Annotated in this window: 9 protein-coding genes and 1 tRNA gene; 3 read left to right on the top strand and 7 right to left on the bottom strand. The window is 58.3% G+C overall.

Features of this window, described 5'->3' with window-relative positions; all coding sequences use genetic code 11:
- Window positions 1–2,121, top strand: a 2,121-nt coding sequence (locus HY298_20625) for a hypothetical protein (GenBank protein ID MBI3852669.1), incomplete at its 5' end; no start/stop codon positions are given.
- 135 nt (window positions 2,122–2,256) lie between these two features.
- On the opposite strand, the gene HY298_20620 is transcribed toward HY298_20625, so the two are convergent.
- The 5 genes from HY298_20620 to HY298_20600 form a co-directional block, all read right to left on the bottom strand.
- On the bottom strand, window positions 2,257–3,042 hold the full coding sequence (locus tag HY298_20620; GenBank protein ID MBI3852668.1) for a prepilin-type N-terminal cleavage/methylation domain-containing protein: 786 nt from the start codon (window positions 3,040–3,042) through the stop codon (window positions 2,257–2,259).
- Window positions 3,043–3,242: 200 nt separating this feature from the next.
- Window positions 3,243–3,329: transfer RNA gene (locus tag HY298_20615), tRNA-Leu, on the bottom strand.
- A 469-nt stretch (window positions 3,330–3,798) separates the two neighbouring features.
- The gene (locus HY298_20610; GenBank protein ID MBI3852667.1) at window positions 3,799–4,896 is read right to left on the bottom strand and encodes a sugar kinase; all 1,098 of its coding nucleotides are present in this window, start codon (window positions 4,894–4,896) and stop codon (window positions 3,799–3,801) included.
- Window positions 4,897–4,910: 14 nt separating this feature from the next.
- Window positions 4,911–6,077: a hypothetical protein gene (locus HY298_20605; protein ID MBI3852666.1), complete on the bottom strand. Its 1,167-nt coding sequence runs from the start codon at window positions 6,075–6,077 to the stop codon at window positions 4,911–4,913.
- Between the two features lie 278 nt (window positions 6,078–6,355).
- Window positions 6,356–8,926, bottom strand: a complete 2,571-nt coding sequence (locus tag HY298_20600) for a spermidine synthase (GenBank protein MBI3852665.1) — start codon at window positions 8,924–8,926, stop codon at window positions 6,356–6,358.
- Between the two features lie 319 nt (window positions 8,927–9,245).
- On the opposite strand from HY298_20600, the gene HY298_20595 reads away from it, so the two are divergent.
- Complete coding sequence (locus HY298_20595; GenBank protein MBI3852664.1) at window positions 9,246–9,929, top strand: PEP-CTERM sorting domain-containing protein; 684 nt, start codon at window positions 9,246–9,248, stop codon at window positions 9,927–9,929.
- A 128-nt stretch (window positions 9,930–10,057) separates the two neighbouring features.
- Window positions 10,058–11,566 carry a hypothetical protein gene (locus HY298_20590; GenBank protein MBI3852663.1) on the top strand — a complete coding sequence of 503 codons (1,509 nt, stop codon included), beginning with the start codon at window positions 10,058–10,060 and terminating at the stop codon, window positions 11,564–11,566.
- 22 nt (window positions 11,567–11,588) lie between these two features.
- On the opposite strand, the gene HY298_20585 is transcribed toward HY298_20590, so the two are convergent.
- Entirely contained in the window at window positions 11,589–12,431 is an 843-nt protein-coding gene (locus tag HY298_20585) for a prepilin-type N-terminal cleavage/methylation domain-containing protein (protein ID MBI3852662.1), read from the bottom strand.
- A 90-nt stretch (window positions 12,432–12,521) separates the two neighbouring features.
- Window positions 12,522–15,929, bottom strand: a complete 3,408-nt coding sequence (locus HY298_20580) for a DUF5060 domain-containing protein (protein ID MBI3852661.1) — start codon at window positions 15,927–15,929, stop codon at window positions 12,522–12,524.
- Between the last annotated feature and the right edge of the window lie 165 nt (window positions 15,930–16,094).

The following is a 16,094-nucleotide window of genomic DNA, read 5'->3' as shown; positions in this document are numbered from 1 at the left end:
CTGGTGCGCAAGAGCGCCGGCGCGGGCTTCTCCCAGCTCAACAACTTCAATGTGGCCTTCAACGCGGGCGGAGTCGTGGACGTGCAGAGCGGCACATTGCGCTTCGGGGGCGGCGCCAGCAACACCCTGGCCGGCAGCTTCACCGCCTCGGTGGGGGCCACCCTGGATTTGAACAGCGGCATCTACTACGACGCCGGCGGTGTGGCCTCCGGAGCGGGCTTCAACCGGTTCAACGGCACGACGCTCAACCTGCGGACCAACATCATTCCCGGACTGCTGCACAGTGGCGGCACCGTGGTGCTGGGTCCGAACTTCCAGAACGCCGGCGTCATCACGAACCTGACGCTGGACGGTTCGACACTGGTCGGGTCCAATCGCGTGAGCGGAAGCTTCGTGGTCAACTCGGGTTACCTCGTGAACCAGTTGACCGTTCTTGCGGGCGGGGAGCTGCAGCTCAACACGCCGGGCAACAAGTTTCTGGACACGCTGACCCTGATCAATCAGGGGACGGTGACGTGGAACGCCGGGCAGTTGCTCAACGGCGGCCAGCCGGCGACGGTGGTGAGCAACGGGGGTCAGTGGTTGATGACGGGGGACTATTCCTTCAACGCCTACTCGGCGCAGACCAACACGCCGGTCTGGATCAACACGGGCCTGGTGCGCAAGAGTGCCGGGGTGGGCTTTTCCCAGATCAACAACTTCAATGTGGCCTTCAACCCCGGAGGCGTCGTGGACGTGCAGAGCGGCACGTTGCGCTTCGGCGGCGGCACCAACAACACGCTGGGCGGCAGCTTCACCGCCTCGGTGGGGGCCACCCTGGATTTGAACAGCGGCATCTACTACGACGCCGGAGGCGTGGCGTCCGGAGCGGGCTTCAACCGGTTCAACGGCACGACGCTCAACCTGCGGACCAACATCATCCCCGGACTGCTGCACAGTGGCGGCACCGTGGTGCTGGGCCCGAACTTCCAGAACGCCGGCGCCATCACGAACCTGACCCTGGACGGCGCGACGCTGGTCGGGTCCAATCGCGTGAGCGGCACGTTCGTGGTCAACTCGGGTTCCCTCGTGAACCAGTTGACCGTTCTTGCGGGCGGGCAGTTGGTGTTCAACACGCCGGGCAACAAGTTCCTGGACACCCTGAACCTGATCAATCAGGGCACGGTCACTTGGAACGACGGACAGTTGCTCAACGGCGGGCAGCCCGCCACGGTGGTGAGCAACGGCGGCCAGTGGTTGATGACCGGTGACAATTCCTTCAACGCCTACTCGGCACAGACCAATTCGCCGGTGTGGATCAACACCGGCCTGGTGCGCAAGAGCGCCGGGGCGGGCTTTTCCCAGCTCAACAACTTCATTTTCAATACCCAGCCATCCGGAGTCATTCAAGCGGACACGGGCTTTCTGCGTTTACCGTCTGGCACCACGAACACGGCGGGCATTCTCCGCGTCAACGGCGGCCAACTGGAAGCGAACGGCACGCTCACGATGGCAGGCGGAACACTCGAAGGCACCGGGTCCGTCGGCGTCAACTTGCTGGCCGGTGGAAACATCGCTCCCGGAACAAGCGGGCCTGGTTTGCTCCTGTTTCCTTCCAGCCTGAATTTGCGTTCGGGCGCGACGCTGACTTTGTCTGGAACGAACACGTCACCCGGCACGTATGACCAGTTGTCCGTTGTGGGCACGGTCGCGTTGAGCAATGCGACGCTGCAAGTTTTGTCGCTGCCATCGGTATCGCCAGGGACAACGTTCATCATCATCACCAACGATGGCGTGGATGCCGTGCAAGGCACGTTCAACGGGCTGGCGGAAAATGCCGTTGTGAATGTGAGCGGTCAGCCTTTCCGCATTCACTACGCCGGTGGGGATGGCAATGACGTGACGCTCGTGCGCGACAGCGGTAGTGCCGCACCGCAACTGGGAACCGGCAGTTACACCAACGGCACGTTCCGCCTGACCGCGGCCGGCGCCAGTGCCACTGCATTCACGATTCAGGCCACCACCAACTTCATCCAGTGGACGAATATTGGCACCGCCACCAGCGACGTGAGCGGAAACCTTAACTTCACCGACTCGAACGCGTTTCAGTTCCGCTATCGTTTCTATCGCACTACGAATTAGGGCGCGACCGGGTTTTGCTTCACCGCCTCCACGCAGCGACCGCGCGCTTCCCGGCGGAGGTGGTTTCTACGGAGATGGGTAGAGGGTTTCGCTCGATTTCAAGTCGAGGCTTGCGATCGTCGATCCAGAAACCCGCTACCACCAACTGAAGTTTCGGTCTGGAGCGGAACCGGCGAGGGCCTCCATCTGAGCGGTGGGAAGAAACTTGAAGTATTCGGTGTGCGTGTCACCGAACAGCATCATCATGCGGTTCTTGCCTTTGTAATTGTGCCATTGGTGGCGCGGCTGGGTGACGTCACGATTGGCGTGCCAGATCCAGTCTCCCTGGATGATTTTGGTGGCGGGCTTGAGGCTGACTTCGGAGTGTTTGATCGAGCGATTGTTCTTATCACCCTTTGGACCGCAGACCATTTTGACTTTGTAATAATCGAAGGCGAACTCGGTCAGGTAACTGTTGCCATACTGAAGATAGCAGTTGGTGCAGTTGACCCCGCGGGCGGCGAGCGACCAGAAGTCGCCTTTATCAGAGGGGCAACGGAAGACATCGTAACCCTTGGCCACATAAACGTTCAGCGGCCGATTGGTCGCAGCGGTAAAAGTATCGTAAGTGCCATCTTTGCCGCCCGTGGAAGCCCAATCGTTGATGTCGGGATAGTAATCGTTGTTATCCTCGGTGTACATGAAGAAGGCCTTGCCGATCTGGCTCTGGTTGCTCATGCAACGGGTGGTCAACGCGTTTCGCTTGGCGGCGGCGAGCGCCGGCAGCAGCAGCCCGGCGAGAATCGCAATGATCGCGATGACCACCAGCAACTCGATCAACGTGAAGCCACCGATTGGAAATTGTTTTCTCGAGGAATTGATTGGGATTTGTGGTTGGACGCGCCCCAGGTGACAGAGAATCGCTTTTGTCTCGGTGGTCATGTGTGACGAGCCTGCGTCTGAGCTTTTACAGCGTCAAGCGGCGATTCAGCCGCCAATCGCCGCTTCGCAACCGGAACCTTCGCGCCACGCTTCGGCCACCGACAGAAGCCAACTCAGAACCAGACCCGGAGCGGATGATGAACGAAACCAACAGGACGGAGTAAGAACCCCAGACGTGACGAGGTTTGAAGGAACGTTAATGGTGCCGATGGAGGGGGTCGAACCCACACGTCTGTAAAGACACCAGATTTTGAGTCTGGCGCGTCTGCCAATTCCGCCACATCGGCCACCGCGTCGGAGAATATAAAAGCCACCGATGAAGTAAACTAGTTTGTTGGCCGCGCGATGCCAAACGTAAATCTTTTGACAGCGATGCGGGAAAGCAGGTTAGCCATGCGCGTGTCAAGTCGCCCACCCGGCCCGCCAAATCCCTGCTGCCGTCAGCCACCTGTTTGCGCGCACTCTCAAGCGCTGGTCAAGAAGAAGAAGCAGAACCGGGCACGCGCCACGCCAGGCTTGGCGTGATTTTGAATTTCAAAATTGGGCCATGCGCTGGCTTCCCTTGAAGCAGACAGGATCAACTTGAAGGTTGAACTCCAACGCAACCGGCCTTGCGCGGCGTTGGAGTTCACGCTTGAGCGTGTCCGATGCGCCAAATGGAATCCGGTGCATAGCCCTAATTCAAGAATCCAAAGTTGGAAGGGAACGAATCATTCTCCGATTCGTGTCCACTCGTGTCCCTCAGCGGTATGGTTCTCAGCGCTGCACTCGCGCCCCGCCGCCCTTCATCAACTTCTCCACTTCGCCTTTGTCCGCCATTGAAGTGTCGCCCGGCGTGGTCATGGCCAGGGCGCCGTGGGCGGCGCCGCAGTCCACAGCGCGTTGCGGATCGCCAGTGGTCATCAGGCCATAGATGAAGCCCGACGCAAAACTGTCGCCGCCGCCAATGCGGTCGAGAATTTCGAGATCGGGATACTTGCGGCTCTCGTAAAATTTGCCGTCCATCCACGCGATGGCGGCCCAGTCGTTGATCGTCGCGGTCTTGGCGGCGCGCAAGGTCGTAGCGGTGGCCTTGAAATTCGAGAATGTCTTCACCGCAGTCTGAATCATCTTCTTGAACGAGGGCGCGTCGATGTGCAGGAGGTGTTCGTCCGCGCCTTCGACTTTGAAACCGAGGCAGGCGGTGAAGTCTTCTTCGTTGCCGATCATCACGTCCACGTAATTGGCGATTTCTTTGTTCACTTTCTGAGCGCGCTTCTGGCCGCCGATGGATTTCCAGAGGCTGGGGCGATAATTCAAATCATAGCTGACCATGGTGCCGTGTTTTTTTGCGGCCTTGACGCATTCGATGACGAGTTGCGGTGTGGTGTCGCTCAAGGCGGCGAAAATTCCGCCCGTGTGCAACCAACGCACACCGAGCTTGCCGAAAATATGGTCCCAATCGAAATCGCCGGGCTTGAGCTGGCTCGCCGCCGTGTGCCCGCGGTCGGGAATGCCTACCGCGCCACGCACGCCGAAGCCACGCTCGGTGAAGTTCAGCCCGTTGCGCACGTCGCGCCCGATGCCGTCAAACTTCACCCACTTGATGAATTGCGTGTCCACGCCGCCTTGCAAAATGAAATCCTCCAGCAACCGGCCCACGTCGTTGTCGGCGAACGCGGTGGCCACGGCGGTCTTCATGCCGAAGCAACGGCGCAGGCCGCGGGCGACGTTGTATTCGCCGCCGCCTTCCCAGACCTTGAATTCGCGCGCGGTGCGGATGCGGCCCTCACCGGGATCGAGGCGGAGCATGATTTCGCCGAGCGCCAGCAGGTCGTAGGCGCAGGCGGACGGGTCGCGGAGTTGAATAGGCATGTTGGGGTTGAGGGTTATTGCGCCGGAAGTGCGTTGATTATCTGGCTCAAGGAAACACCGAGTGCGGCGCGCGCAATGGAGTCCAAGTCCCGTTCCGATCCGCTGAGATGAATCGTGCGGTGAATGTGCTCGGCGCTTTGACCGGGCGCAAGCGCGGCAGCGGGCGAGGAGGATTCCAATTCGTAGAATGGCCCCAGCGGTTTGCCGCCGGGCGCGGCCGGGCCGTCGTTATAACTATTGGCTGCGTCGCCGCCGTAGGGATTGTCCTGAAGTTTCCACAGCGAGTTGACATAGGTCGTCACTCCCGCGGGTTGGGAGAATTGCACAATCGTCAGCACCTTGTTATCGGCGTCGTAACTGCCGAGGATGGCCTTGCTGCGCTGTGGATTGATCCCGATCTTGCTGCGGAACTTGCCGTCGCCTTTGAAATAAATGACATCATCCTTGATCACGAGTCGCTCCGGCGGTACCTGCCCAAAATAATCCGAAGTCACGGCGCGGCCATATCTGGATTCCGGGCCACCACGAATCGGCACGACGATGGTTGTGCCGGGACTGGGTGTGAACATGCCAAGAATCCAGATGGAGAGCAGGCCGGTCTCCTTCGTCCACGGCTGTTTGCCGGCGTTGGAGATTTTGTTGGCGGTTTCGTAGGCAACGATTCTTACGCCGCTCGCAGGTTTGAGCTGCAACTTGTCCCAAGCGGCCTTCGCGGAAAGCAGGCGCACCTCGCGACGGGCTTTCACCTGGAACCGAGTGCCCGAATAATTCGTGAGTGTAAATTCGTGGCTCAACACGGCGGAAGTGGAGCTCTTGCGGACGACGTTGAAGGGTTCGGTGTCAACCGGCGCGGGCGTGTACCAATGTTCGAGATCGAATGGCGCACCTTTGTTAAAGAAAACCGAAAATTGTCCACCTTCCGGCCCCAACCAGAAACGGTCTTCACCGCCGAAGACGTTGATATGCGGCTGCACTTTACGCTGCGCGATTAGTTCACGGTTGATCCAGCCATAACTCAGGCCGTTGTCGCCGCTGGAAGTGCTCGTCAGCACACGTCCCTGCCAGGCGGGAGCGACGGCAACGCGGGCATCGCCCGCCTTGTCTGACAACACAATGAGTTGAGTATGCTTTTGAAGGAAGGCAAGGTCATCGCTAAATGTATCGGCGCGACCTTCGGGCAGGCAAGCGCAGCCGGCCGCCGAGGCAAGGATACCAATAGATTTCATCAGATTAAGCAACGTGATTCGCGTCAATGCGCCCGTCGCTCGGTTTGAGTTGTAGCTGTGTGCCCTCAACGCGTTAGATTTCACCATTGCCAGCTTTCGCGTGGAATTTAAGAAATTTAACGGCGACGACTCAACCCAATTCTTTTTGTGATTCGGCAGTGAACCAAGCGGCAATACATTGTCTCCATTCCAATGCGGATTTGCTCCAAAACCTTGTACCGGTTCGCAAAGATCTACTTTCCCGACAACTCCTTTAACAACTCCCGCGCCACGGGCCGTTCAGGTCGCGCCTCCACCAGACGCTGGAGAAGGGCGCGGGCGGCGGTGGGATTGGATTTGGATTGCTGCATGGCGAGGGTCAGGCAGTGCGCGTAGCCGGTGGAAAATTCGGCGCTGATCCTCGCGCTTTCAACATAGGCGTCGATGGCTTGCGACGGCCGCCCTTCGGCCTCGGCAACCAGACCGCGCAAATAAACATCGCGCGCAGAAATGTATTCCTTCAAAGCGCGGATGAACTTGACGTCGTCGGAACTCTTCGAGGAGCGGATCAACTCCGCCGGATCGGCCGCGTGAAGATCGAGCAACGCCAGCAGTCGTCCGTACGAAGTCGCGGTGCGTTGGTAAGTGAATCGCGGCGCACTGAAGGTTATGATGGGCTGATCGTCGGTATTGACTGGCGCCGCCTTTGAAAAAGCGCGCAGGCCGCGCGGACCGGCGATGAGGCATCCGAAAAGTTGGAAGTCATTCACCAGCGGCAACGGCTGCAACGATTCGCGCAATCCGGCATCGCGCACGCGCCGTTCCAGCCAGCCGGCGGAATAGTCGGTCGGTTCGAGCGTGCCAACCAGGCCGAGCACCGGCGTGTCCACATTGAACCGCAAGAGATAGGCGCGACCATTTGGAAAAACCTCCAGAAACGTCCGGATGATGACGCGCAGCATCGGCTCGTCGAGTTGAAACAACGGCAGCCATTGGCAGAAAAGGCCGCCCGTCTCGAGCCGATGGCGAATGGCTCGAAAATGTTCAACCGTGTAGAGCGAGCCGGCGCCATCCCGTGCCGGATGAAACAAATCCGCCACGATCACATCGTAACGCGCGTCGATGGCGCGAACAAAGCGCCGCGCATCCGCGACATAAATTTTCGAACCGGCCAGATGGTTGGACAAAGCGTTGGCAGGTTCGAAATGGTGGAGCACATCGATGATTTCCGGCACCAGTTCGACGCCGTCGGCCTGCAGGTCCGGGTGCGTCCTGGCAGCGCCAAAGGTGATCCCCGTGCCCAGTCCGAGAAACAACGCGCGCTTTGGATCGGGATGCAACAACAGGGGAAAGTGTGCGTGACGCCGCTCGGCGTTGGCCGCACCCGTGCCGCCCATTGTAAAGCGATTGTTGACCAGGAGGCTGCGATTGCCATCGAAATGTTTGACCACCGCGACCGAGTCCATGACCCCTTCGCGAAATTCGATGATCTCTCCACCAGGCGGTTTTTGGACGAGCTGGAGTTGGGCAGGCAACCAGAAGACCAATCCAGCGGGCAACGCCACGCCTAACCATTGCCAGCCTTTGATTTGTGGCAACAAGAAAAGATACCCAAACGAAGTCAAAACCAACGCCCATTTGGCGCCGAGAGCCGGAAGGAGCATCACGCCGAACAGTGCCGGCGCCAACGCGCCGCCCAGCGTATTGAGCGCCAGCGCCTCACCCACGCCACCGTCCTCCCGGCGCGCTGTTTGGACCAACAGACTGAACAACGCTCCCATGAAAACCGTCGGCAGTCCGAATACCACGGACGTCATCATCATCTCCGCGAGCAACACGGCGATCGGACTGTCGCCGAGCGCCGCACGAACAGCTTGGTAAATCGTCTGCGCTCTCGAGAGTGCCAGGACTCCCACCAAACAACTCGTGCAAAGTCCGCAGAGCAGCGAACTGGGAACCGCTCGAAACTGAGCGTGCCGACTGAATCGTTGATACAGACCCGCGCCGAAAGCCGTGCCTAGCAAATAGACGGAGAGCGCCGCGGCGAAACTGTAAATCGTATTCTCCAAAACTTGCGCCAACACGCGCACCCCCAAAACTTCGTAGCCGATGCCGAGCAATCCCGTGACGAACACCGTCGCATAAAGACGTCGCATCGTTTCGGCTTTGATTTGCTTTCGACCGGCGACGGGAGGCGGATTTTGAACGCGCCGTTCGATGAGCAGCACAGCGGCACCGCAAAATAAGTTGAGTGTCGCACACACCAACAGTGTTGCGCTGAATCCGAGCGCGGGCGCGATCACGAATGTGCTCAACAATGTTCCCACCACTGCGCCGAGCGTGTTGGTGGCGTAGAGAGCGCCGACGCATCTTCCGTCCTTCATCCACGGCGACATGAACCGCTCCATCGCGGGCAACGTTGCGCCCATCGCGATGGTGGCCGGCGACAGGACGAGAAACGGAACGGCAAATGCCACTGTCCAGTGACGAAACTCCGGAACCTCCAGTCCGATAAATCGCAGCGCCACATCATTGCTGTGCGGAATCAGGACTACCGTCAACAATCCCCAAACGCCAATGAGAAGTTCCATTCCGGCGTACCATCGCCCCGGATGAAGACTGCGGCTGAGTCGCCGATCCAGCGTCCACGCCCCCAGCGCGAGTCCACCGAAGAACGCGGCCATCACGGCCAGCACACCGGGCAATTCGTGGCCCAATCCGAACGCAAACATGCGCGACCACACCATCTGAAAGGCCAGGCCGCAGGCGCCGGATAAGAAAAAGATGCCGTACAAAAGGGGGATTGTTAAGAGCGGCCTATTCATGCCAGGAGATGGTGCCATTCAGTGGGCTGGAGCGTAGCTTTACCACCGTGATTGAGCAAGGCGGGGTGATTCACACCCCGGTTTTGGCGTTTTTTTGAGGGGCAAGAATTGTTCTTGCCAAACAAGTTTTTTAAGATATACGATTTCGCCACTAGTCCAGTCAAAGTTCGTTTATGAAAACTGCTCGTCCGAGCTATTACTGTTCACTTCTTGGAAGTATTTCTCATCCGCGGCAACTACCAGGAGCGGCGCATTCGTTTTGTATCCGGGTGGTTGGCGTAAATCCCTAAACACAAACCCAACCCAGAAAGGCATCCTCATGAAAATCCACAAAGCAAACCTACTCTTCAACCCGGTGGTTCTGGCTATGTCATTGCTCGCCCTGCCGGCAGTTCTTGTCAGGGCCCAAAGCACGATCATTAACCAATTCGACAACTCCAGCGAAATCAGCCAATGGCGGTTTGACTTCGGCGGCGTAACCCACAGCGAATCGTTTGATGCAACTGTGGATGGCAACAGTAATCCGGCGTCCGGGTCGATGAAAGTCGTTCTGGGATTTAGTTCGGCCTTGAGCGGCAACAACAAGGCGGCTTATACGCGCGACGCATTCTTTCCCGGAGTGAATGGCGCCAATTTCGCCACCCTGCAGTTCGACGTAAAGGTGGATCCTTCTTCTGCGCTCGATGCCTTTGGCAACAACGGCTTCTTCGCCATCGCCCTCCGGAACACGGACAGTTACAATTATGTGGATCAGGCGAACACCGACCAAAATCTGAGCAGCGCCAACGGCTGGGTGCATATCAACGCTCCGCTGACCGCGCCCTACGATGCCATCCGCGCCCTGACGTGGCAGCTTTACGGCGGCCCATCGCAAAACATCGACGGGACGGTGACCCTCTGGTTCGACAACGTGATCTTCACGCCCGTGCCCGAGCCTTCCACCTTGGCCTTGGCGGCGTTGGGCGGGCTTGCTCTCCTCATCTGGCGCAACCGCAGGCAATAAGCAAACTCAGTAGCTTGTCTTCCGCGACGTGCCTTGTGCGGCAGAACCAAACTGCCGCGCAGGGGAAGGATTGCATCGCAATGCAAGCAGTTGCGAACCGCTTGGAGGACGCCTAAATTATCACACTTATGAAAACCTTTATCGTAAATCGCTTTCCAACCTTGGCCGCCGTTTTATCCGGCTTGATTTGGTGCCTCGCCTCCAATCCCGCTTATGCCGACACGAATTTCATCAGCAAATTCGACAGCGCCAGCGAAGTTGACTCGTGGACATTCGATTTTGGTAGTGTGACTCACACCAATTCGTTTGATCCGACGATGGACGGCAACACGAATGCGTTATCCGGCGCGATGAAGGTTACGTTCGGCTTCAGTACGAATTATTTAGGGGACAACAAGGGGGCCTACATCATCGCCCTGAGCGCACCGATCACCAACTTACTCGACTTGGATTCAATGCATCTGGACGTCAAGGTGGATTCTGGATCGGCCACCGACGCATTTGGACTCAATGGCTATTTTGCTGTGGCCTTTCGTGCCAACGGAGGCTGGGACTGGCGACCCACAATAGGTGACAACATCGGGGCGAATTATCAGGTGGACGAAAACGGCTGGCGCCATTTTGATGCGCCGATCACTTTCAATCAGGACGACACAAACGCACACCATATCGACTTTCAACTTTACGGCGGCCCCAGCCAAAACATCGACGGACCGGTAACCCTCTGGATTGACAACTTGTACTACACGACCTTCTCCACGAGCACCTCTCCACCCCCGACGATGACCATGACGCGCACGATACACGGCCTCAACATCACTGCGTCGGTCGTCGGGGAAACCTACCAGCGCCAGGACATCCGCACGGGTACGGGCAATTACTCGTGGATCAATCCGAGCAACGGCGCGGTCACTTACTCCTTTACGATCACCAACTTCCCTGCCGCGCCAACCAATGGCTTTGAAGCGCGCCTCATGCTGGTGGGCAATCATCTGGCTCCTGGCCCGTTCGCGGATTACAATGAAACCAACGTCGTCTATCTGCGGCTTTACGATGTGGGCGGCCATTATGACGAGGAATTGTATTACAAGGTCAATGCCGACCACGTGAGCATTTTTTCCGGCCCCTTGTTGGCGCGCCTCAGCGGACCCTCACCACTCGGCACCTGGGGCATCACCGTAGCGGGCACCAACATCACCATGTTCGGCCCGTCAGGAACGACGAACGCGGTGTTTGGCGATGACGTGCTGGCCAATTTCAACAGCTACACTTACGTTTACCTCGGCATCGTCCCCAACAACGATGTGAATGTCGGACAATCGGCAACCTTCTCCGCCGCTTCAGTGTCCGGTGCCACGACATTGTTGGATGAACATTTTAATCTCTTGAACAAGTGGTACAAGGGCGTGGCCCAGGATCCCACCGGCGTTTTGCTCATCCCGACGAATACGCTGGCCAAAATCGTCTGGTCACAACCTCCGAACGTCCCCTACACGCTGCATGCGACCAACCGGCTAGCCGCGGCGACAAGCTGGCCGGCGGCGGGCTTGACGATCAATACGGTGGGCACCAACAAGGTGGTGCTGATTACTACACCCACAAACAGCGCCACATTTTTCCGGCTGGAAAACCCGTGAGACTCGGGCAACAGCGCAGGATTCAAGGCGGTGGTTGACCTGTAGCCGGCGGTCGGGTCAGTGGCGGGGAATAAGTGGAATTCCAGTTGAGGTTCCACAGCGTTTCCAGCTTCACCGGTTGCACGTGGCCTTCCACAAACGACATGTTGATGGATCCCGGCAATTTTTCACGGCCAGTCAGTTTGGTGGGCACACCCGATTTGGGCACGCCGTGACGCGCAATCGTCAACCGCCCCATGTTGGGGTCCAACGCGCCGCGCGTGAGGTTGATCGCCGGGCCCTGGTTAAAGTCCGGCCAGGCATCCGCCCAGATCGCATCGAAAAAGAACGGTGTCTGCACCGGTTTGGGTATGGTCGAAAAATTTGCGAAGTACGGCGGGCCATTGTAGGCGCCGACATCGGAATAAAGCCAGCCGTTCAACCCATAACTCCCGGTGTAGTTCGTCCCGGGATGGAGTTGTGAAGGCCAGATCCAGGCCGCGTTCATGTCTCGCGCATACCACGACGTTCCGGCGCGTACTTCAGTGGCGACCGCACACAGGCGCACCGCATGAACCTGCGAGTAATTTTCAATCAGCAGCGCCAGCCAGATATCTTTCGAGGCGCTTTCGTAGGGCAACGCCTTTCCGAAATCGTTGGCATAGATGACGCCGGCCAGAGTCAACTGCTTGAGATTGCTGATACACTGGATGGCTTTGGCCCGCTGCTTGGCTACGGACAAGGCGGGCAGCAGCAAAGCCGCCAGAATCGCGATGATGGCGATGACCACCAGCAATTCAATAAGCGTAAATCCGCGGGCCGACATCCGAGAAATCCAGACCCGACCCCGAGGTTTGGGTGAGATGTGGCTTCCGGCGGGTTTCATACAAGTCTGCGCATTGCGGTCACTACCATAATTATCACCCGCATTGGATTGATGGCAAGTTTTTCGGCGGGTTCCGCTTGAAGATCTCCTTCAATGGCTCAACCGGATGCGCAGGAAGTGGGCCGCCGGCGATGGCGCAGTGGCGTTGTCGCTGACAGTCACGGTTTCGGTGCCATCCAGATTATCCAAGCCTGACTGCGACGTGTAGCCAGGGCCGGAGTTCCAAATGCCAGACGACAGATCGTCGCTGACTTCAAAGATGTAGTTGAGGTCCGCCGGCGCAGGCCGCGTGCGTCTGAAGCTTACCGTGAGATGCCCGTTGATGAGCGCGAAGGAAAGCGGAGTTGCGGAGGCCGTCAGCGGGTCGGAGTTGAAGGCGTATTCCACGATATTGATCAAGCCGTCGCCCTCCGGGTCGGCCGTGTCCGCCGCGTTGCCGGTATTGTCCGCGGCGCCGAAATGCGACTGCCGCCACGTGGCGATGGGCGTGACGTTCAGCGTCACGGGCTGCGACAGGAGCGGTTGAGTCGCATCTCCTGTCTGGATGAGGAGCGTGGCCGAGTAAGTCCCATACGTGAGGCCGGCAGCATCGAGGGATAGATTCACAGTGTCCGCGCTTGCCCTGGGCACAAGTCCAGCGTTCGCATCGAGATCCAACCACGGCGTTGGCCGGAGCCGGACAGCGAAATTGTTTTGCAAGAAATTCTGGTTGTAAGCGACTTGGAGACCTTGATCGCCGGCGGCGTATTGCACTCCGACCGTGCAGGCGTTGGAAACTCCCAGTGACTTGTACTGCATCAAGATTTCGCCAGTGCTTTTGAGGATAAGCTGGCAGGTGACGCTCGCGCTGCTGCCTTTGAATCGCGCGTCCTGAAACTGCAGTGTGAACGCGCCCTCCACGACATTGCTGGCGACATAGACGCGACCCCCCGAAGTGAAATCGAGATCATCCCAGAAGAACGCGATGAGGTTTGCCGGCGACTGAACGCTCGGCAGCGGTTTGTTCGTGGACGTGTCGCCGCTGAACGTATTGAAGGTGATGAAGCCATTGGGCGAGACGTAAAGCTGCGTGAAAACATCGGGCGATTGCGCACCACTGAAAAACGGGAAGCCGAATCCGATATCGATTGGCCCGGCGATGCCTTCGTCTTTGGCGTTCTTGCCGGTAAGCGCGGTGAAGTCGGTCGTCAGATCACGACCGATCGCCGAAATGTCCTTCCACGCGAACACCGGACCACCCGACTCGGTCGAGTTGATCGAGGAATAGGCGATGGCGTTGAAGCCGGTCACCGAGAGTGAGTAGGAGAGGGGCAAGCCGCCGGTGTTGGTGATCATCAGCGGCAGGGTGAGCGGCGGCGAATTGGTGCCGAGCGTTTGCGCCAGTACCGGCGTGTTGATGCCCGCTTGAGGCGGCGTTCCTGCAAAGAGCGCGACGGAGCGAAGAACCGGCGGCGTGGCCAGCGTCACGACATTGGTGCCCACCACGGTGAAGTTGAAATTGGAAATCGCCACGCCGGAAAAGGTGTCCCACCAAGTCGCGTCGTAATTGCCGGGGGCCAAGCCCGCGACGGCCACGGTGCCTGTGATACTGCTGCTCGCACTGAGGTTGAAAAGATTTGTGCGATGCCACAACCATGTCGCGTTGAAACCGGAGTTGCCCACTGCATAAGCGCCGAGGGTGGGAACGTACGGGTTGAGCGTGAGGTTGCCCAACAGAACCCAATCCTGTCCGGGATTGTAAATTTTGACCGAGTGCGCCCCGGCGGAAATCGAAATGCTCGCGACGAAATTTGTCGAAACGTCGCTGGCCGTCGCCGGAAAGGAGATGTTCGTCTGGATGATACCGTCGAGGAAAACTTGCAGACCCGCGCCCGCCGCGGCGATCTGCGTGATTTGGACGGAGAAAGTCCCGTTGGTTGGGTAGTTCACCAGAAACGTGTACCCGTTGGTCATCTTGAAGGCCACGCGATGGAAATTACCTTGGAGATAACTGGGCGCGGCGCCGATGCCATCCGGCGCGCCATTGCCGACGGTGAAAATGTCCGGCCCGTTGTTCGTCCCCCAGCCGCCGCCGGGAGCGAATGCCAATGGTGTGATTGGCCCGCCCGTAACTGTCGGCGTGGACTTGGTCAGGTTGTTCTGATCGGCCAACCCGGACAGCCGAACGAAGTCGTTTGCAGACCGAAAGATTGAATAATCATTCTGCGCGTCAATGTAGTCCCACCACCACGGACAGGCGGCGCCAGCCGGGGCGGCCATGAGACTAGGCCACAACGCCGCTTGAACCCAGAGCCGCGGAGAATTGGTGACCGCAAAGTACGGCCCGCACTCGCCGGCAAAATTGGGCTTGATCGGCGAACCGCCCGGCGGTGCCTGCGCGTCGCGTGACGACGTGACGATATCGGATGCATAGTTGTGATATTGGTAGTAATCCATCGAGTTCCAGATGAGTTGAGACAAATCCGAACTCGTCGTGACAAGATGCTGATAGGCGTCCTGCACGCGCAGAAACGCAGCCATCTCATCATGCCAGACGGCGATGTTGCTCCACTGCGCGGCTTGACCGGCGGAGGTGAACTGAACTTCATTGAACAATTCCCACGCCATGATGGCAGGCGAATATCCCCAGCGCGCCACGATGTAGCGCAGTTTTCTTTTCGTCAGCGACCTGGCGGTTGCGTCGGTGAAAAAAAGTTTTGGGTCCGAGAGAAAACCGCCGTTGATTGTGTTGTACGGATTGTCATTCCAGTTCGGATCGACCGTGGTGGAATACTGGCCGTGATGTTGCAACGTCATCTGGAAATGGACGCCGCCCTGTTCGGCGGCAGCGACAATGGCGTCCCACTTCTGTGCCACGGGCAGACTGTATTGGCCGAGGCTGCCGACCTTGGGCCACTCCAGATTCAGGCTGTCGTAGAAATGCGTCATCCAGATGCGCGACCAATTCTCCCGCGACGCGCCGAGTTTCGAAATAATGCCGCCAAGCTGGGTGTTATTCGTCCACCACGCCACGTTGTGTCCAACCGGGAAAAAGCGACGCCCATTGCTGGTAATGAACCGATTCGTGTCGCCGGAATCAACTCGCACGAAACCCGGCCCGGTGGCGCGATCCGCGACGGTCCAAGCAGCGGGCTGCAAATTGTTGACAGCCAGCGGCATCCCGTTGAGCGTGACGCTGGTGACTTGATACAGGCCCGGCCGCATTGGCGTATGCCGCACGCGCCAGGTCGTCCCGCCGTCGAAGAACGCCGGCAGCGAGAGCGTGCTCGAATCTGGTTGGACAATCTGCACCCGCACGTCGGTCACCGTGTAATCGAACGGATCAGTCAGCAGATTCGTGATGTTGAATGACGCTTCGATTTTAGCGTATGCATCGGCCCAAGCAGAAACCATCATCGCCGGGAATGCACACCAGACAACCAGCATGACGGCGACCCGCCGACTGGCGGTTGCAAAAGAATTGCCGGTGGTGGAATTCATTTGAAGCGTAGGGGTCATCTGCTGATTACCGAAATTACCAGTGGCATCCGCATCTGCGATTTAATTGTAATCATCATAGCTGCAGAACCTGTGCAAATCGAGGATAAAGTAACTTGCAGGCCGTGTTTTAATCGGTTTCGGCGAATTTGCCCGTCCCAAAAAATCAAAAATCCACGTTTGAGT

The organism is Verrucomicrobiota bacterium (genome assembly GCA_016200005.1).
In the GTDB taxonomy this organism is placed as follows: Bacteria; Verrucomicrobiota; Verrucomicrobiia; order Limisphaerales; family PALSA-1396; genus PALSA-1396.
The sequence above is the reverse complement of the archived record's forward strand: the minus strand, read 5'-3'. Positions and strand labels throughout refer to the sequence as shown.

Bases quoted from the DNA above. Each gene is read 5' to 3' on its own strand.
- HY298_20610 (MBI3852667.1), bottom strand. From the start codon at position 4,896: ATGCCTATTCAACTCCGCGACCCGTCCGCCTGCGCCTACGACCTGCTG.
- HY298_20585 (MBI3852662.1), bottom strand. From the start codon at position 12,431: ATGAAACCCGCCGGAAGCCACATCTCACCCAAACCTCGGGGTCGGGTC.
- HY298_20600 (MBI3852665.1), bottom strand. From the start codon at position 8,926: ATGAATAGGCCGCTCTTAACAATCCCCCTTTTGTACGGCATCTTTTTC.
- HY298_20595 (MBI3852664.1), top strand. From the start codon at position 9,246: ATGAAAATCCACAAAGCAAACCTACTCTTCAACCCGGTGGTTCTGGCT.
- HY298_20580 (MBI3852661.1), bottom strand. From the start codon at position 15,929: ATGACCCCTACGCTTCAAATGAATTCCACCACCGGCAATTCTTTTGCA.
- HY298_20590 (MBI3852663.1), top strand. From the start codon at position 10,058: ATGAAAACCTTTATCGTAAATCGCTTTCCAACCTTGGCCGCCGTTTTA.
- HY298_20620 (MBI3852668.1), bottom strand. From the start codon at position 3,042: ATGACCACCGAGACAAAAGCGATTCTCTGTCACCTGGGGCGCGTCCAA.